Annotated in this window: 11 protein-coding genes; 6 read left to right on the top strand and 5 right to left on the bottom strand. The window is 69.9% G+C overall.

The window, feature by feature from the left end; genetic code table 11:
• The first annotated feature begins 69 nt into the window (after positions 1-69).
• From ACWA7K_RS10755 to ACWA7K_RS10730, 6 genes are all read left to right on the top strand, one after another.
• Positions 70-3,987, top strand: a complete 3,918-nt coding sequence (locus tag ACWA7K_RS10755; protein ID WP_456168371.1) for a response regulator — start codon at positions 70-72, stop codon at positions 3,985-3,987.
• Between the two features lie 6 nt (positions 3,988-3,993).
• Entirely contained in the window at positions 3,994-6,180 is a 2,187-nt protein-coding gene (locus ACWA7K_RS10750) for a putative bifunctional diguanylate cyclase/phosphodiesterase (protein WP_456168369.1), read from the top strand.
• Positions 6,181-6,231: 51 nt separating this feature from the next.
• Complete coding sequence (locus ACWA7K_RS10745) at positions 6,232-8,205, top strand: GGDEF domain-containing protein (protein WP_456168367.1); 1,974 nt, start codon at positions 6,232-6,234, stop codon at positions 8,203-8,205.
• 89 nt (positions 8,206-8,294) lie between these two features.
• Positions 8,295-9,551 carry a hypothetical protein gene (locus tag ACWA7K_RS10740; RefSeq protein WP_456168365.1) on the top strand — a complete coding sequence of 419 codons (1,257 nt, stop codon included), beginning with the start codon at positions 8,295-8,297 and terminating at the stop codon, positions 9,549-9,551.
• Between the two features lie 88 nt (positions 9,552-9,639).
• On the top strand, positions 9,640-11,109 hold the full coding sequence (gene sbcB, locus ACWA7K_RS10735) for an exodeoxyribonuclease I (protein WP_456168363.1): 1,470 nt from the start codon (positions 9,640-9,642) through the stop codon (positions 11,107-11,109).
• Positions 11,110-11,223: 114 nt separating this feature from the next.
• Positions 11,224-12,189 (top strand): DNA ligase, encoded by a 966-nt coding sequence (locus ACWA7K_RS10730; RefSeq protein WP_456168361.1) that lies wholly within the window; start codon positions 11,224-11,226, stop codon positions 12,187-12,189.
• Between the two features lie 43 nt (positions 12,190-12,232).
• Here ACWA7K_RS10730 and ACWA7K_RS10725 read toward each other — a convergent pair whose 3' ends face one another.
• The 5 genes from ACWA7K_RS10725 to ACWA7K_RS10705 all read right to left on the bottom strand — a co-directional run bounded on the left by ACWA7K_RS10725 (position 12,233) and on the right by ACWA7K_RS10705 (position 18,979).
• The gene (locus ACWA7K_RS10725) at positions 12,233-13,240 is read right to left on the bottom strand and encodes a virulence RhuM family protein (protein WP_456168359.1); all 1,008 of its coding nucleotides are present in this window, start codon (positions 13,238-13,240) and stop codon (positions 12,233-12,235) included.
• Positions 13,241-13,398: 158 nt separating this feature from the next.
• Positions 13,399-15,990, bottom strand: coding sequence for a bifunctional aconitate hydratase 2/2-methylisocitrate dehydratase (gene acnB / locus ACWA7K_RS10720; protein ID WP_456168357.1), 2,592 nt, complete (start codon positions 15,988-15,990; stop codon positions 13,399-13,401).
• A gap of 236 nt (positions 15,991-16,226) precedes the next feature.
• Positions 16,227-16,682 (bottom strand): hypothetical protein, encoded by a 456-nt coding sequence (locus tag ACWA7K_RS10715; RefSeq protein ID WP_456168355.1) that lies wholly within the window; start codon positions 16,680-16,682, stop codon positions 16,227-16,229.
• A gap of 167 nt (positions 16,683-16,849) precedes the next feature.
• A complete protein-coding gene (locus ACWA7K_RS10710) occupies positions 16,850-17,893 on the bottom strand; it encodes an HpcH/HpaI aldolase/citrate lyase family protein (RefSeq protein ID WP_456168353.1) in 1,044 nt (347 codons plus the stop codon).
• Positions 17,894-17,992: 99 nt separating this feature from the next.
• Positions 17,993-18,979, bottom strand: coding sequence for a malate dehydrogenase (locus tag ACWA7K_RS10705; protein ID WP_456168351.1), 987 nt, complete (start codon positions 18,977-18,979; stop codon positions 17,993-17,995).
• Positions 18,980-19,216: the final 237 nt, after the last annotated feature.

Below are 19,216 nucleotides of genomic sequence, written 5' to 3'. Positions count from 1 at the left end.
ATGTCGAGATCGGATGATGGCCTTGGGAAGACGAGTGCGCAGCGCGAAACGGCTGCGGGAGGACCTCGCGTGCGACTGATCCGTCGGGTCGAGGAAGTCCTCGACAGCCTGGATGCCGGCCTGCTGTTGCGGCTGGGCCAGGCCATGTCCGGCAGCGATCGGCTGATCGACGCGCTCGGCATCGTCGTGCCCCGTCTGGCCCGTGCGCTGGGCGCCCAGGGCATTGGCGTGCTGCAGGTGCTGCAGTGGCAGCCGGCGTCGATCGTGGTCCAGCCCTGGGCCACGCCCGACCTGCGCGACGACGTGATTGACCTGGACCAGCTCAGCGTGGTGGCCGGCGATGGCGGGCCGCTCGGCCGGGCCTTGCGGGGCGGCACGGTCGAGCAGGGCAGCGCCGAACCGGTGGCGATGACACGCGACTGGGGCTGGCGTGCCGATGGCGTGCGCCAGGTGATCGTCCTGCCGGTGCCGGGCTGGGCCGCCGGTGCGGCCGAGCAGACCTGGCCGAGCGGCGCAGCCAACCCGGCCCAGGCCGGCGACGCGCCGGTGCCGACCGTCGCCGCGATCGAGTTCCACGACGCGCCGACGCTCGACCAGAACGGGCGTGACCTGCTGGCGCTGGTCGCCCTGCAGCTGTCGGCGGTGGCCACGCGCGAACGCGAACGCACGCTCGCCCGCCAGCGCGACGCCCAGTTCGCGCAGGTCGCGACGCTGGCGGTGCGCGCCGGCCGCGCCACGGTGATCACCGACGTGCTCGGCGTGGTCGAGTGGGTCCACCCCGGCTTCTCCGAGGTCACCGGCCTGGGTGCCGACACGGTGCTCGGCCAGCCGCTGTGGGCCGTGCTGACGCGTGACCTGGCACCGGGTGACGAGGCCGCCCAGCTGCGCGAGCGCTTCGCCTCGAAAGGCAGCTTCCGGCATGAGCTGTCGGCCCGGCTGGGACCGCTGTCGGCGACGCCGGGGCAGGCCTACTGGCTGGAGGTCGACGTCGTCCAGGTGCTCGACGAGACCAGCGGCCGGCTGCAGCTGGTCTGCCAGTGCAGCGACATCTCGGCCCGCAAGGCGCGCGAGTCCGATGTCGACGAGCAGCGCGAGCTGCTGGGCGCGCTGACCGAGAACCTGCCGATCAGCCTGCTGGTGGTCGACGTGGCGACGATGGAGCTGCTGTCCTTCAACCGCCATGCGCAGCTGGAGTTCGGCATCTCGCCGGCATCCGGCCGGCCGACGCTGGGCGAAGCGATGGGGCGCGGCCTGAGCACGCTGATGCTGCCGCAGCTGCGCGAGGTCATGAAGCGGCCCAGCGCGGTCGAACACGAGTTCGTCTGGGAGACCGCCGACGGCCAGCGCCTGATCCGCGCCCGCCACGTCGCCGTGCGCGGCCGTCACGGACCGCGCCGGCTGGTGATCTCGCAGCTGCGCGACGTCACCCGCCAGCGCCGCGACGAGCAGCGCCTGCGCGAGTCCGAGACGCGCTACCGCGAGCTGGTCGAGACCATCGACGAGGGCGTGTTCATCAGCAACCCGACCCGCGACGCCTGGTATTACATCGGCCCGCGTGTCTACGAGATGCTGGGCCTGAACCCGGCCGACCGGCGCGACCACCCGGACATCCTGCGCGCGCTGGTGCTGCCCGAGGACGCCGCGCTGCTGGACCAGCAGCGCGAGCACGAGGAGGCGCTCGAGGCGACCGACGTCACGCTGCGCATCCAGCACCCGACCCGCGGCCTGCGCTGGTTGCGCCAGCGCACCCGCACCCGGGCGCTGCCGGCGGGCGAGGCGCGTGTCTACGGGCTGCTTGACGACGTCACCGACGAGCGCGAGCGGGCCCTGCAGCTGCAGTCCGCGCGCGACGTGGCCGAGGCCGCCAGCCAGGCCAAGAGCCAGTTCATGGCCAGCATGAGCCACGAGATCCGCACGCCGATGAACGGCATCCTGGGCATGACCGAGCTGCTGCTCGGCACGCCGCTGGACGACCGCCAGCGGCGCTTCGCGCAGTCGGTCTACCGCTCGGGCGAGAACCTGCTCGAGATCATCAACGACGTGCTCGACTTCTCGAAGATCGAGGCCGGCCGGCTCGAACTGGCACCGTCCGACTTCCACCTGCGCACGCTGATCGAGGACACGCTGGACCTGCTCGCGCCGCGCGCCCACGAGAAGGGCCTGGAGCTGAGCCTGCGCGAGACCGGCCCGACGCCGACCAGCGTGGTCGCCGATGCGCTGCGGCTGCGCCAGGTGCTGACCAACCTGGTGGCCAACGCGATCAAGTTCACCGAACACGGCGAGGTCACGGTCGACGTCAAGGCCCGCCCGGGCAGTCCGGGCGAGGCGCCGCTGATGCTGGAGTTCCGTGTCCGCGACACGGGGATCGGCATCGAGCCCGAGATGCAGCCGCGCCTGTTCCAGGCCTTCTCGCAGGCCCACGGCGGCATGGGCCGGCGCTACGGCGGAACGGGGCTGGGGCTGGCGATCTCGCGCCAGCTGGTCGAGCTGATGGGCGGGCGCATCGACGTCGGCAGCCAGCCGGGCATCGGCTCGGAGTTCCGCTTCACGCTGGCGGTCGAACCCGGCAGCGCCAGCGAACACCAGGCCGGCGAACTGGCCGCCCTGCCGCAGCTGCGCGTGCTGGTGGTCGACGACAGCAGCACCAACCGCACCGTGCTGGACCACCTGCTGAGCGCCTGGGGCATGTCGGTCGCGCTGAGCCCGGACGGCCACGACGCCCTGTCGCTGCTGCGCGGCCAGCCGGCCGATGCGCCGCCGTTCGATGTCGCGCTGGTCGACTGGCGCATGCCGGGTCTGGACGGCATCGGCTTCGCCCGCGCGGTCCGCGAGCAGGGGCTGGCGCCGCGCATGAAGCTGATCATGCTGTCGTCGGCCAGCGCGCCCGACGACGTCAAGGTGGCGCAGCAGGTCGGCTTCGACCGCTTCGTCCACAAGCCGGTGCGCAAGGCCGAACTGCGCCAGGCGCTGCTGGGCGTGAGCCAGCTGGGCGTCGGCGAGGTGTCGGCCGCGCCGCTGGGGGCGCAGGTGCTGGTGATCGAGGACAACCCCGTCAACCAGGAGGTGATGGCGCAGATGCTGACCCGCCTGGGCTGCGGCGTGCGCGTGGCCGCGAATGCGCTCGACGGGCTGCGCTCGCTGTGCGACCAGTCGGTCGACATCGTGCTGATGGACATCCAGATGCCCGGCATGGACGGCATCGAGGCGCTGAGCTGGATCCGGCGCGGCCGGACCTCGCGCTTCGCGCTGCTGACGCCGGCCGACGTGCCGGTGGTGGCCGTGACGGCCAATGCGCTCGACGGCGACGACGAACGATTCCTCGGCCTGGGCTTTGATGCCTACCTGCCCAAGCCCTACCGCCAGGCCCAGCTGCTGTCGACGATGCAGCGGCTGCTGCCGGCGCTGGTGGCGCACACCACCGACGTCGACACCTCGCTGGACCCGGTCGGCTTCGAGGCGCTGCTGCCGGCGGCAGTGGCCGGCCGCATGGGCACCTGGGTGACCGAGCCGCGTTACGTCAGCACCCGGCCCGACGGCCTGGGTACGGTGACGGTGCCGATGGCCTCGGGGCCGTCGCGCGGATCGGTGGCGGGCGACATGGCTGTGGCCGATGCGGCCGGTCCGGCGCCGACACTGGACCCGCAGGCGCTGATGCGCTTGCGCGAGCTCGATCCGGGTGGCCAGAACCGGCTGGTCGAACGGGTCCTGAAGGCCTTCGACCAGTCGATCGGCCGGATGCTGACGCAGCTGGCCGAAGGGCAGGCCGCGCGGGACATCGTGCAGGTCCGGCAGGTGCTGCACACCCTCAAGTCCTCGTCGCACAGCGTGGGCGCGCTGACGCTGGCGCAGATGTGCGTCGACTGTGAACTGCAGCTGCGCCAGGGCGCCGACATCGGCCAGCTCGGCAACCGGCTGAACCAGCTGCAGCTGGAGATGCTGCGGGTCCAGCAGGGCCTGATCCCCTACCTGGAGCCGAGCCCGGCCTGATCCCGCATGTTCTTCCGAGACGACCAGGACCCGACCCAGCGCGACGCCGCCCGACAGCCGCGCATCCTGCTGGTGGACGACGACGAGGTCAGCCTGCTGCTGACGGCGGCGGCCCTGCGCGACCGGGGTTTCGCGGTGACCGAGGCCAGCAGCGGCGACCGCGCGCTGCGCCTGCTGGGCGACTGGACACCCGACCTGATCGTGCTGGACGCGCTGATGCCCGGCCGCGACGGCTTCGACACCTGCATCGAGCTGCGCAGCCTGCCGGGCTTCGAGATGATGCCGGTGCTGATGCTGACGGGGCTGGACGACGACGCCTCGATCGAGCGGGCCTACGAGGCCGGCGCGACCGACTTCTTCGTCAAGAGCACGCAATGGAGCCTGCTGGCCGGTCGGCTGCGCTACCTGCTGCGCACCGCGCGCATCCACCTCGAGCTGCTGCGCAGCCGGGCCAAGCTGGCGCGCGCGCAGGACCTCGCCCGCATGGGCAGCTTCGAGTGGCACGGCAACGCGACCGGGCTGGTGCTGGAGGCCGAGGCGCTGCGCGTGTTCGGCCGTGGCCCGCACGAGACCTTCCGCCTGGGCGCCCTGCTGCGCGCGCTGGTCGGCGAGGAACGGGCCGGCTTCTGCAACCTGCTGCGCGAGGTGGTGCGCCACAGCACGGTGATCGACACCGACGTGCGCATCGTCATGCCCGACCGGCGCCAGCGGGTCGTCCACATCGAGGCCGAGCCCGAGTTCGACGAGACCGGCAGCCTGATCGGCTACACCGGCGTGGTCCAGGACGTGACCGACCGCCGCATGATCGAGGACCGCATCCGGCACCTGGCCAACTTCGATTCGCTGACCGGCATGCCGAACCGGCGCCAGCTGATCTGGCGTTCCGAGCGGGCCCTTGAACATGCCCGCCGCCAGGGCCACGACTGCGCGATCCTGCTGATCGACCTGGACCGCTTCAAGAACATCAACGACACGCTCGGCCACGCCACCGGCGACGAGCTGCTGGTGGCGATGTCGCGCCGGCTGCGCGGCTGCGTGAACTACCACGACTCGCTGTCCGACACCGACATGGACGCCGGCATGCAGCGCTCGCACCGGGTGCTCGAGACGGTCGGCCGGCATGGCGGCGACGAGTTCGTCGTGCTGCTGCCGGAAGTGGCCGACGAGGCGGCCGCCCGGGCGGTCGGCCAGAAGGTGCTGGACGCCCTGCGCCAGCCGGTGCTGCTCGGCGGGCACGAGTACTTCGTCACCGGCAGCGTCGGCGTGGCGCTGTTCCCGCGTGACGGCATCAGCGTCGTCGACCTGATGCGCCATGCCGACCTGGCGATGTATTCGGTCAAGGGCAGCGGGCGCAACAACATGGCCGTCTACCGCTCGCAGATGGGCGGGCGCAACCGCGAGAAGCTCGAACTCGAGAGCGCGCTGCACAAGGCGCTGGAACGCGGCGAGCTGGTGCTGCATTACCAGCCCAAGGTGGAGGTCGGACGTGACCGGGCCGGCCGCACGGTGATCACCGGCGTGACCGGCGTCGAGGCGCTGATGCGCTGGCAGCGCGCCGGCGAACTGGTGCCGCCGGGCGAGTTCATCCCGCTGGCCGAGGAGACCGGCCTGATCGTGCCGCTGAGCGACTGGGCGCTGCGCGAGGCGGCGCGCCAGATCCGCCGCTGGCGCGACCACGACGGCCTGCAGCTGACGGTGGCCGTCAACCTGCCCAGCCGCAGCTTCGAGCGCGGCGATGTGCTGGAGCTGATCCACAGCGCGGCGGCGGCCCACGACGTGCCGCTCAGCGCGCTGGTGCTCGAGATCACCGAGACCGGCCTGATGAAGGGCATCGACGAGGTCATCCCGATGCTGCACCGGCTCAACCAGCACGGCGTCGGGCTGTCGATCGACGACTTCGGCACCGGCTACTCGTCGCTCAGCTACCTGACCCAGCTGCCGCTGAGCGAGCTGAAGATCGACCGCTCCTTCGTGCATCGGCTCGACCAATCTGGCGGAAATTCCGCAGTTGTCACGGCCATCGTGGCGCTGGCCGGCGGCCTGGGTCTCAAGTTGGTCGCCGAGGGGGTCGAAAACGAGGCACAGCGCGATGTGTTGTTGCGCCTGGGCTGCCACACCATGCAGGGCTTCCTGTATGCCCAGCCGATGCCGGCCGATGAACTGGTCGGCTGGATGCGCCGTCTGCGGTTCTGACCGGGCTGCTGCGGCGTCGCGGACGTGGCGCCCTCAACTGTCAGGTGAGCGATGCAGCAGACGACGACCTCGAAGGACGTGATCGAACCGGCCCAGCTGGCCAAGGCGGCGCTGCGGCGTCTGGCCCTGTCCAAGCGTGAACCGACACCGGGCAACTTCGCCCGCGCGTGGCGCGAGGAAGGCGGCCCGATCGAACCCGAAGCCCCGGCCGCCGATGCCGGCCCGGCCATCCACGCGATGGTCCGCCGCCTGCTGCCGGCCGGCGAGGGGCGTGATGCGCTCGCCAAGGCGCTGATCGGCGGCAAGTGGGAGGAGGCCTGCCGGCTGGTCGAGTCCGGCGTGCCGGCCCCGGACGAGCAGGCCCGGCAGTGGTCCGCCCTGATCGACCGCAGCGTGCGCGGCGTCGCCCGTGCCAGCAAGAGCTGGCCGACCGGCCGCCGCCGCGACAGCCTGGCGCATGTGCTGGAGTCCAGCCGCAGCGACCCGTTCCGGCTGCAGCAGCGGCTGGGCAACCTGCTGGCGAGCTGGGACGGCGAGGCTGCCGAGCCGGTCGAGTCGCCGGCGCCCGAAGTCGTCGCCCAGGACAACGCCCCGGAAGCGGTCCCTGAGGCGGCTGCACCCGCGGTCGCGTTGACCGCCGTGACGGCGGCCGTGGCCGATCTGGCCGCCGTGGTCGGCCGCGACGTGCCGGTCGACCAGGCCATCGCCCAGATCGCCGCTGTCGTCGCCGCCGCCGAACAGGTGCCGGTGGCGTCGGCACTGGACCGTCCGACCGAGCCGGTGCCGCTCGAATTCCTGCCGCAGCCCGTCGCCCCGGTCGCCACGCCCGATCCGCACTGGCCGCGCGCCGTGCAGGTGCTGGAGGCGACGCTGCAATCGGCCCTGCCGCCCGGCGAGCCGCGTGCCGGCGAGGTCGGCACCCGTCTGGCCGAGGTGGCCGGCGCGCTGCGGGCCGAGACCCGCGTCGAGGCCGGACTGGTCGACGCGTTGCACCACGCCTGCGACGAGGTCCGCCTGGTGCTGCAGCACCGCCATCACCTGGTCGACCAGATCGGCGGCCTGGTGCGCGAGCTGACCGACGGCCTGGGCGAGCTGGCCGAGGACGATTCCTGGGTCGAGGGCCAGTGCCTGGCCATGCGCGAGCACATCGGCATGGGCCTGAGCAGCCGCGGCGTCAGCGCCGTCAGCCAGCTGCTGGCGAACACCCGGGCGCGCCAGGTCCAGCTGCGCCAGGAGCGCCGGCAGGCCCGCGATGCCCTCAAGGAGATGATCCACCGCATGCTGCAGGACATCGGCGAGCTGGGCGTGCAGACCGGGCGTTTCAACGACAACGTCGGCCGCTACGCCAGCGTGATCGGGCAGGCCGAGTCGCTGGAGAGCCTCGCCGGCATCGTGCGCGAGATGGTCGACGAGACCCGCGCGGTGCACGAGGCCGTCAGCCAGACCACCCAGCGCCTGCACGACGAACACGAGCGCGCCACCGAGATGGCCGAGCGCGTGCGCCAGCTCGAGGACGAGCTGCGCCAGCTGTCCCAGGAGGTCGGCACCGACCAGCTGACGCAGGTCGCCAACCGGCGCGGCCTGCTGCGGCAGTTCGAGGTCGAGCAGTCGCGCATCGACCGCGAGGGCATCACGCTGGCCGTGGGCCTGCTCGACATCGACAACTTCAAGCGGCTCAACGACACGCTCGGCCACCACACCGGCGACGAGGCGCTGAAGTTCCTGGCCCGCCGGGTCGGCGAGATGCTGCGGCCGACCGACACGCTGGCGCGCTACGGCGGCGAGGAGTTCGTCGTGCTGCTGCCGGCCACCGCAGTCGAGGAAGCCAGCACTGTGCTGACGCGGGTCCAGCGGCTGATGTCGGCCGAGCTGTTCATGCACGAGAACAAGCAGACCTTCGTGACCTTCTCGGCCGGCGTGACGCTGTTCCGGCGCGGCGAGTCGCTGGAAGCGGCGCTGCAACGTGCCGACGAGGCCCTTTACGAGGCCAAGCGCACGGGCAAGAACCGGACCTGTTCGGCCTGAGGTGTCGGGGCGGGGGCCGGACGGTGACAATGCGTCCGGCCTTGAACCCAAGCGCCTGACGCCCCCCGATCCCGCCCGGAGCCCTGCGCATGAGCCTGACGCGAACGCCGACCCATCCTTCCCACGGGATCGCTGCCCTGCTGCTGGCCGTCGCGGCGGTCGCCTGCCTGCCGGCGCGGGCCGAGACCTCGCCGTACTGGCTCGGCGCGTCGCTGGCGGTCACGCACGACAGCAACCTCGACCGCGCCCCGGCCGGTGTCGCCGGCCAGCCGGTCAAGGCCGACACCGACATCACCACCGGCCTGCGCCTCGGCCTGGACCAGCCCTTCGGCCGCCAGCGCCTGCAGGGTCGGGTCGACCTCAACCACCACGCCTTTCGCCGCTACGGCCAGTACGACCACGACGACCACCTGCTGAACGCCCGGCTGGACTGGAGCAGCGCCGACCTGTGGTCCGGCAACGTGCTGGCCGAGACCCGCCAGGCGCTGGACCGCACCGACGTCAACGCGTCGCGCACGGCGGCCGGCCGCAACCTGGTGCGCACCGACGTCTTCGCCACGACGGTGCGCCTGGGCGGCCCGACCCGCTACACCTTCGACGCCGGCCTGACCGGCACGCGGGTCAGCTACGACACCATCCCGTCGCGCAACGTGCGCCAGCTGACCGGCAGCGGCGGCGTCACGATGCGGCCGGCCAGCGGCCTGCAGCTGCGTGCGGGCGCGCGCCACACGCGGGCCGACTACCCCGAGTACGTCGTCGCCGGCGTGCGTGGCGACCGGGTCAGCCGCAGCGACCTGGACCTGGGCACCGTCATCGAGGCCAGCGGCGCCAGCACGCTGAACGCCCGGCTGAGCCGCACCCGCGAATCGCACGAGGCGCAGCTCGGACGCGACTACTCGGCCTGGACCGGCAGCGCCGGCTGGACCTGGAAGCCCAGCGCCCGGCTGGCCTTCGACACCACGCTGACCCGCGACAGCAACGTCGGCAACACCGCCTTCGAGAGCCCGCAGTTCACCTTCGACACCAGCGACACGCGCCTGCGCACCAGCCTGGCCCTGCGCGCCAGCTGGGAGCTGACCGCCAAGATCGTGCTCGCCGCCGGCACCAGCCTGAGCCGGCGCACGCTGGACAACGCGCTGACGAACAGCAGCGGCACCGCCATCACCTCGGCATCGGACCGCACCGCAGCCTGGGACGTCGGCGTGCGCTACCTGCCGCTGCGCAACGTCGAGCTGGCCTGCGGCGTGCGGCGCGAATCGCGCAGCGTCAGCGATCCGGGCGTGACCATCACCTATGCCTACGCGCTGACCGTGGCGAGCTGCAGCGGCCAGCTGGTCTGGCGCTGAAGGGGCGGGCGGACCGGCGGTTGGCGCTTCTCCGCCACACCCTTCGGGGCGGTGACCGGCACGGGGCCATCGGGCAAGATGCGCGCCCATGAATCCCACCGCATCCGACGTCGCCCCGACCTTCTTCTGGCACGACTACGAGACCTTCGGCAAGTCGCCCCGGCGTGACCGGCCGGCCCAGTTCGCCGGCATCCGCACCGACCTCGAACTCAACGAGATCGACGCCCCGGTGATGCTGCATTGCCAGCCCGCGCCCGACTACCTGCCCGATCCGGAAAGCTGTTTGCTGACGGGCATCCTGCCGCAGCACTGCCTGGCCCAGGGCGTCCCCGAGAACGACTTCGCCAGCGCCGTCGAGACCCAGCTGGCGCGGCCCGGCACCATCGGCGTGGGCTACAACAGCATCCGCTTCGACGACGAGGTCACGCGCTTCCTGTTCTGGCGCAACCTGATCGAGCCCTATGCCCGCGAATGGAAGGACCAGTGCGGTCGCTGGGACCTGCTGGACGTGCTGCGCTGCTGCCACGCGCTGCGCCCCGACGGCATCACCTGGCCGACCCACCGCGACGGGCCGATGGCGGGCAAGCCGTCGTTCAAGCTCGAACACCTGACCGCCGCCAACGGCCTGAGCCACGAGGCCGCGCACGATGCCTTGTCCGATGTGCGCGCCACCCTCGCGCTGGCCCGGCTGGTGCGGCAGGCCCAGCCGCGCCTGTGGGACTTCTGCCTGAAGCTGCGCAAGAAGGACGCGGTGCTGCAGGAGATCGGCATCGGCCGGCCCTTCCTGCACATCAGCGGCATGTACGGCGTCGAACGGGGCGGGCTGGCGGTGGTGTGGCCGCTGGCGCCGCATCCGACCAACAAGAACGAGGTCATCGTCTGGGACCTGGCGCACGACCCGTCCGAGCTGTTGACGCTGGACGCGCCGACCATCCGCCAGCGCCTCTACACCCGCGCCGACGAGCTGCCCGAGGGTGTCACGCGGCTGCCGCTCAAGACCATCCACCTCAACAAGTCGCCCGTGGTGATCGGCAATCTCAAGGTCCTGACACCCGAGCGCGCGTTGCACTGGGGCATCGACCTGGCTCAGTGCCTGAGCCATGCCGAGATCGCCGCGAAGCGGGGCGCGACCCTGGCCGGCATCTGGCCGGACGTCTATGCCCGGCCGGCCGACGCCGGTCAGACGCCGGTCGATGTCGACGAAGACCTCTACGGCGGTTTCCTGTCCAACGACGACCGCCGCACCCTGACGCGGCTGCGCGGCCTGAGCCCTGGCCAGCTGGCCGACAAGCGCCCGGCCTTCCAGGACGAGCGGCTCGACGAGCTGGTGTTCCGCTGGCGCGCGCGCAACTTCCCGGCCACGCTGGACGACGCCGACCAGGCCCGCTGGGAGGCCCTGCGCCAGGCCCGCCTGATCGAGGGCGCGGGCGGCGTGCAGACGCTCGAACAGTTCCACGACCGCATCGACCAGCTCGGCGAGGCGCTCGGCGACGACGACGAACGCGGTCAGGACATCCTCGGCGCCCTCTACGACTACGCCGACCAGATCGCGCCCTGACGGGCGGTCCAACAGCGTCTTCCCCCATCGGCGGGACGACACCCCCCTCAGGGGGAGACGGGTGCGGCGCGGCGCTGGCTACCTTGGCGGACTCCCCAGCCCGCCGAGGTACCGATGACCCCCGTTGATCCCCTGGATCCCTGCGTCGCCCTGCGTCCGAGCCGGCGCCGCTGGCTGATCCAGTCCGCCGTGCTGGCCATCGCGTTTCCCGCCATGCGTACCGCTGCAGCCGGTCCGACGCGGCAGGCGTCCCGAGGCGCCGATCCCCAGGTCGACGGCGTGCCGCTGGAACTGGCCCGCGACCTTGACCCGACCGCCGTCGACACGCTCGACCTGCCACGCTACCGGGTCAGCGAGAAGCTCGACGGCGTGCGCGCCCTCTGGACCGGCTCGCGATGGCTGACCCGGGGCGGCCATGCGATCTCGGCTCCGGCGCACTGGCTCGCTGCCTTGCCGGCCGACGAACCGCTCGACGGCGAACTCTGGCTCGGCCGCGGCCGCTTCGAGGCCGTGTCGGGCCTGCTGCACCGCACCGACGCGGCCGACGACCCGCTCTGGTCCGAGCTGCGTTATGCCGTCTTCGACCTGCCGGGCGCCGACGGCACCTTCGCCCGACGCCAGTTGCGGCTGAAGGCACTGCTGTCGGCCGGCCCGGCGGCGGCGTCCGGTGTCCACATCGAGGCGGTCGAACAACGCCAGCTGCACGACGCGACCGCGCTGCGCCGCTGGCTCGACGAGGTCGTCGCCCAGGGCGGCGAAGGCCTGGTGCTGCACGCCGCCGACGCACCCTTCCAGCCCGGCCGCAGCGGCGGTCACCTGCTCAAGCTCAAGCCGCTGTCGGACGCCGAAGCCGTGGTGGTCGCCCACCTCCCCGGCAAGGGCCGCCATACCGGCCGCCTCGGCGCCCTGCAGGTCCGCGACGACGCGGGCCATCACTTCGCGATCGGCAGCGGCCTGACGGATGCGCAACGCGGCTCACCACCGCCGATCGGTCAGCGCATCACTTACCGGTATCGCGGGCTGACGCGCACGGGGTTGCCGAGGTTTGCGACGTTCTGGCGGGTGGTGCCCATCGATTGACGACAGGTCCGCATCGCCCGGTCGCCACGACCGGCCCCGGTATTCAGTTTTCGCCGCCGCCGCCCGATCGAGCAATCGCAGCATCGAAGTCACTGACGTACAGGCGATCCTGAACGATCCGATACTTCTCGAATTCGCTGACGGCGTGTGCCTGCGCAATTTCTGCAGTCACTTTGCCCGCGTCACTGAGCACCTCTCGATCGGTCGCGGCGATGAAACGGTTCAGTCGTGATTCCCAATCCTGCATCGTCATGGGAATCTGTCGAAGGGCCATGTCTTCGGCTACATCGAGATAGGCTGACACCAGCCGCTGCAACTGAGCCATTTCGCCTTCGGTCAGGTAGTTCTTGGCGACCACCACGTCGAACTTCTGGATTTTCCCGTTCGGTGCATCCTTCCAGCCCGTCAGTCCCATGTGGTCCTTGTTCGCGTCGGCCCGATTCAGAATGAGCTCAGCTGCCGTCTGACCATGGATGGCCCAATGGAGCTTGTTCTGAACCGTCGCAAAGAATCGTTTGGTCGCAGCAGCGGTGATGTCGTAGTCGATTGACGTGGCGTAGATGTCCGTGATCTTTTGGTAGAACTTGCGCTCGCTCAGACGGATTTCTCGAATTCGCTGGAGCTGCTCCTCGAAATAGCGTTTCGAGAGCACCGAGCCGTCGTTCTTCAGTCGCTCATCGTCCATCACGTAACCCCTGATCGTGAAGGACTCGATGATTCCGGTGGCCCATTTCCTGAATTGGACGGCCCGTTCGGAGTTGACCTTGTACCCGACAGCGATGACGGCAGCCAGGCTGTAATGCTGGGTGTTGTAGGTCTTGCCGTCTGCAGCAGTTATCCGAAAAGACTGGATAACTGAAGACTCTTCCAGTTCGTGGTCGCTGAAGACATTCTTGAGGTGGTAGCTGACGGTCCTGACATCCACGTCGTAGAGTTGTCCCATCATCTTCTGCGTCAGCCAGACGTTCTCGTTGGCATATACCGCCTCGACACCCCCTGTTCCGCTCGCCGCGATGAACGTGAGGTATTCCGCCGCTGACGATCGGATCATCGTCGGGAGAGCGGCCGACGGCGTTGGAGAGGTCTTCGACCTGGATCTGGGCATGGGAATCGTCTCCGGCAATCAACAGACCATCTTAAGCGGCATTCACCCATGAAAAAGGCCCGCCGAAGCGGGCCCCGTCATCTCACCCGAAGGTGGGATGGATATCAGGCCGAAACGCCCTTGGCGGTTTCGGCGTATTCCTCGATCTGGTCGAAGTTCATGTACTTGTAGATCTGGTCGGACTTGGCGGTGATGACGCCGGTGGCCGCCAGGTACTCTTCCTTGGTCGGCAGCTTGCCGAGCTTCGAGGCGACGGCGGCCAGTTCGGCCGAGCCGAGGAACACGTTGGTGTTCTTGCCCAGGCGGTTCGGGAAGTTGCGGGTCGAGGTCGAGATGACCGTCGCGCCCTCACGCACCTGCGCCTGGTTGCCCATGCACAGCGAGCAGCCAGGCATCTCGGTGCGGGCACCGGCGGCGCCGAAGTTGGCGTAGTGGCCTTCCTTGATCAGCTCGCTCTGGTCCATCTTGGTCGGCGGGGCGATCCACAGCTTGACCGGGATGTCGCGGGCGCCGCCCAGCACCGTGGCCGCCGCGCGGAAGTGGCCGATGTTGGTCATGCACGAGCCGATGAAGGCCTCGTCGATCTTGGTGCCGGCGACGTCGGACAGGAACTTGGCGTCGTCCGGGTCGTTCGGGCAGCAGACGATCGGCTCGGTGATGTCGGCCAGGTCGATCTCGATGACGGCGGCGTATTCGGCATCCTTGTCGGCTTCGAGCAGCTCGGGCTTGGCCAGCCAGGCCTCGACCTTCTCGATGCGGCGCTGCAGCGTCTTCGCGTCCTGGTAGCCGTCGGCGATCATGTTCTTCATCAGGACGATGTTCGAACGCAGGTACTCCTGCACCGGCTCCGGATTGAGCTTGATCGTGCAGCCGGCGGCCGAGCGTTCGGCCGAGGCGTCCGACAGCTCGAAGGCCTGTTCGACCTTCAGGTCCGGCAGGCCCTCGATCTCGAGGATGCGGCCCGAGAAGATGTTCTTCTTGCCAGCCTTGGCGACGGTCAGCAGGCCGGCCTTGATCGCGTACAGCGGGATCGCATGCACGAGGTCACGCAGCGTGACGCCCGGCTGCAGCGAGCCCTTGAAGCGCACCAGCACCGACTCGGGCATGTCCAGCGGCATCACGCCGGTGGCCGCGCCGAAGGCGACCAGGCCAGAGCCGGCCGGAAAGCTGATGCCGATCGGGAAACGGGTGTGGCTGTCGCCGCCGGTGCCGACGGTGTCGGGCAGCAGCAGGCGGTTCAGCCAGCTGTGGATCACGCCGTCGCCCGGACGCAGCGCGACGCCGCCGCGGCTGCTGATGAAGGGCGGCAGCTCGCGGTGCATCTTGGCGTCGACCGGCTTCGGGTAGGCGGCGGTGTGGCAGAACGACTGCATCACCAGGTCGGCCGAGAAGCCCAGGCAGGCCAGGTCCTTCAGCTCGTCGCGGGTCATCGGGCCGGTGGTGTCCTGCGAGCCGACCGTGGTCATCTTCGGTTCGCAATACGTGCCCGGGCGCACGCCCTGGCCTTCGGGCAGGCCGACGGCGCGGCCGACCATCTTCTGGGCCAGCGTGAAGCCGGCCTGGGTGGCCGTCGGGGCCGAGGGCAGGCGGAACACGGTGCTGGCGGGCAGGCCGAGGAACTCGCGCGCCTTGGCCGTCAGCGAACGGCCGATGATCAGGTTGATGCGGCCGCCGGCACGTACCTCGTCGAACAGCACGTCGCTCTTGAGCTTGAACTCGGTGACGGTCTCGCCGTTCTTCACCAGCTTGCCGTCATACGGCAGCACGTCGATGACGTCGCCCATCTCCAGCTTGGAGACGTCGACCTCGATCGGCAGCGAGCCGGAGTCTTCCTGGGTGTTGAAGAAGATCGGGGCGATCTTGCCGCCCAGCGTGACGCCGCCGAAGCGCTTGTTCGGCACGAAGGGGATGTCCTGGCCGGTGGCCCAGATCACGCTGTTGGTGGCCGACTTGCGGCTCGAACCCGTGCCCACCACGTCGCCGACGTAGGCCACGAGGTTGCCCTTCTTCTTCAGGTCCTCGATGAACTGCATCGGGCCGCGCTTGCCGTCTTCCTCGGGCTTGAAGGCCGCGTCCGGGCGCGTGTTCTTCAACATCGCCAGGTAGTGCATGGGGATGTCCGGGCGGCTCCAGGCGTCCGGGGCCGGCGACAGGTCGTCGGTGTTGGTCTCGCCGGGCACCTTGAAGACGGTGACGGTGATCTTGCGGGCGACTTCCGGACGCGAGGTGAACCACTCGGCGTCGGCCCACGACTTCATGACTTCCTGGGCCTTGGCGTTGCCGGCCTTGGCCTTGACGGCCACGTCGTTGAAGAAGTCGAACATCAGCAGGGTCTTCTTCAGGCCCTCGGCGGCGACGCCGGCGACGTCCGCATCGTCCAGCAGCTCGATCAGCGGATGGACGTTGTAGCCGCCCACCATGGTGCCCAGCAGCTCGGTGGCCTTGGCCTTGGAGATCAGGCCGACGGCGAGTTCGCCGTGCGCGACGGCGGCCAGGAAGCTGGCCTTGACCTTGGCGGCATCGTCCACGCCGGGGGGCACGCGGTGGGTCAGCAGGTCCAGCAGGAAAGCCTCTTCGCCAGCCGGCGGGTTCTTGATCAGCTCGATCAGCTCGGCCACCTGCTTGGCGTCGAGCGGCAGCGGCGGGATGCCGAGCGCGGCGCGCTCTGCAACGTGTTGGCGATAGGCTTGCAGCATGAAGGGAACTCCGTGCGGGGGTGGCGAGAAAGGCGAGAACGGCGGGGGCAGAACCTTGTCACAGTGCCGGGGCACTGCTCCTCGGGTTTGCCCGACATTTTATGTCTTATATAAGACTTGCCAAGTCTTCCCTGCACCGGGCAGGGGCTGACGTGCCTCAAAAAGACAGACGGCCGCCCGGTGGGCGGCCGTGATGGCAGGCGTCAGCAGGAACCGGGCCAGCCGGCCCGCGACGCTCAGGTCTTCTGGCTCGGGTGGACGCAGTTGTCGACCATGCGGCGACCGGCCTTGGCGTTCATCAGCATCGACTTGTTGGCGATCTGCAGCCAGACCAGGCCGTTCTTCTTGTCCTCCAGGCGGACCGCACCGGTGGTGGTCGGCTCCGGGACCATCACGTAGGACTTGCCCTTGTAGTCGACCTTGAAGTAGCCGGCCTTTTCCTTGACGGCGTCGACGCTGACGGACTGGTCGAACTCGCAGGCGTTCGCACCCGTCAGGACACGCTCGGCGTTGGCCAGCTGCTCGGCGCTCAGGTCGGGCAGGGCAGGGGTCTTGGCGGCCGGCTTCTTCTTGACCGGGGCGGCGGCCTCGGCAGCGGCGACCGGCAGGCTCGTCAGGATGGCGGCGCCCACGAGGGCGGCGGACAGGGCGGCCGACAGGGCCAGGGCGGGGAAGGAACGGGGCGGCATCATTCTGGGAACTCCGGATACGGGAAGCGACAAGTCGTGATTCTTCGCGTACCCAGGCAAGCCGACGTCACCAAATGCAGCCATGAAAAGTGCCAGTTCCGGTGATCGGGACGGGGCGGTGGAAGCGTCTGGAAACATCCTCGGCCGGCTGCGCGTTGCCGCAGCCCGCATCAATCGGCGAAGAACGTGCGCCGGACCTCGCCGGGCAGCTGTTCGCCGCCGGCCACGGAGGTGCGGTGCGCGCGTTCCAGCACATGCCAGAAGTAGCGGAAGCTGGCGCGGTCGTGCAGCGTGTCCTGGCCGGCATGCAGGTGCCGGATCGGCGCCCAGTCGGCGGCCTGGGCGGCCATCAGGATCTCGACGGCATGGTCGACTTCGGCGACGGTCGGCGAGAAGGCCTCGACGATCGGCCGGATCTGGTCCGGGTGGATGCTCCACATGCGCGTGTAGCCCAGCTCGCGGCAGGCCCGGCTGGCGGCGGCTTCCAGCGCCGACTTGTGCTTGAACTCGGTCACGACGCAGTGCGACGGCGTCTTGCCCCAGCCGTGGCAGGCGGCGGCGATCTCGAGCTTGGCGCGCACCACCAGCGGGTGCTCGAACTGGCCCTTGACGCCCATCGCGCCCTGCGGGATGGCGCCGCGATGCTCGGAGACGAAGTCCATCAGGCCGAACGACAGCGACTCGATGCGCGGGTGCGCGGCCAGCGCCTGCACCTCGCGCAGCGCGCCGTGGGTCTCGACCAGCGCATGCACCGGGATCGTGCGCGTGATGCCGTGGCGTTGCGCGGCCGCGTCGATCGCGTCGACGCCCCGTTGCAAGTCGGCCAGGCCACGCGGCTTGGGCAGCATGACGTAGGCCAGCCGGGCTCCGGCGTCGCGCACCAGCGCGTCGACCATCGCGTCGAACATCGGATGGTCGACGGCCTGGACGCGGGCGCCGACACGGCCGTGGCGGTTCTCGGCCGAGTTCACCAGCTCGGCGATCAGCGCGATGTGGTCGAGCTCGCCGCCGACCGGCGCGCCGTCCTCGGCGTCCAGCGTGATGTCGAAGCAGGGGCCGAGTTCACCCTGCAGCGCCAGGCTCTTGCGCATGCGGACCTCGACGCCGCAGTAGTGGTCGCACACCGGCAGGCTCGGGGCGATCTCGCCGGAGCCGAACAGGGCGTCGCGCGGGTGGACACGGGGCGAGGAGGCGGGGCGGGCTGCAGCGGTCATGGCGGTGTCGTCCGGGAAGTGAAAAAGCCGGTCGCAGGGACCGGCTTTCATTGTGATCCGCGGTCGGCGCGCAACGGCGTCGACGCGGTCAGGCGGGCATCACAGCAGGTGCTTGACGCCGTCCTGCTCGCCCTGCAGCTCGGCCAGGGTCTTGTTGATGCATTCCTGCGAGAACGCATCGATCGGCAGGCCCTCGACCAGCTTGTACTCGCCGCCTTCGCAGGTGACCGGGTAGCCGAACATGACGTCCTTCGGGATGCCGTATTCGCCGTTCGACGGCACGCCCATCGTGACCCACTTGCCGTTGGTGCCCAGGGCCCAGTCGCGCATGTGGTCGATGGCGGCGTTGGCGGCCGAGGCGGCCGACGACAGGCCGCGTGCGGCGATGATGGCCGCGCCGCGCTTGCCGACGGTCGGCAGGAACACGTTGGCGTTCCAGTCGTGGTCGTTGATGGTGTCCTTGACCGACTTGCCGTTGACGGTGGCGAAGCGGTAGTCGGCGTACATGGTGGGCGAGTGGTTGCCCCAGACGGCCAGCTTCTCGATGTCACCGACGGCGACGCCCATCTTGGCGGCGATCTGGCTGGCGGCGCGGTTGTGGTCCAGGCGCAGCATGGCGGTGAAGTTCTTGCGCGGCAGGTCCGGCGCGCTCTTCATCGCGATGTAGGCGTTGGTGTTGGCGGGGTTGCCCACCACCAGCACGCGGACGTTGCGCGAGGCGACCGCGTTCAGGGCCTTGCCCTGTGCGGTGAAGATCTGGGCATTGGCGGCCAGCAGGTCGGCGCGCTCCATGCCGGGGCCGCGCGGGCGGGCGCCGACGAGCAGGGCGTAGTCGGTGTCCTTGAAGGCGGTCATCGGATCGCTGTGGGCCTCGACGCCGGCCAGCAGCGGGAAGGCGCAGTCTTCCAGTTCCATGATCACGCCCTTGAGCGCGTTCTGGGCCTTCTCGTCAGGGATCTCGAGCAGCTGCAGGATGACCGGCTGGTCCTTGCCGAGCATCTCGCCGGAGGCGATGCGGAACAGCAGGGCATAACCGATCTGGCCGGCTGCGCCGGTGACGGCGACACGGACGGGACTCTTGCTCATGGCGGGGGCTCCTGGGACTGAGGCTGGGGATGGAACGGGAAACCGGGGGCGCATGCCGGCGGGCGTCGTCATCGGAGGCTGCTTCGGCCGCTTCAGGGGCGGCGTCCGGAGGGGCTGACGGGTCCGGCGGGCGTGGAGTATCGCGCAGTCTAGGGGTTGACCCTCGCACCGTCAACGATCTTATGTCTTATATAAGACATCTGTTGACATTTGGTTGCGCGGCCCTTCCGCCTTGTG

The sequence above is a fragment of the Leptothrix mechoopdaensis (SeqCode) genome, assembly GCF_053893855.1.
The sequence above is the reverse complement of the archived record's forward strand: the minus strand, read 5'-3'. Positions and strand labels throughout refer to the sequence as shown.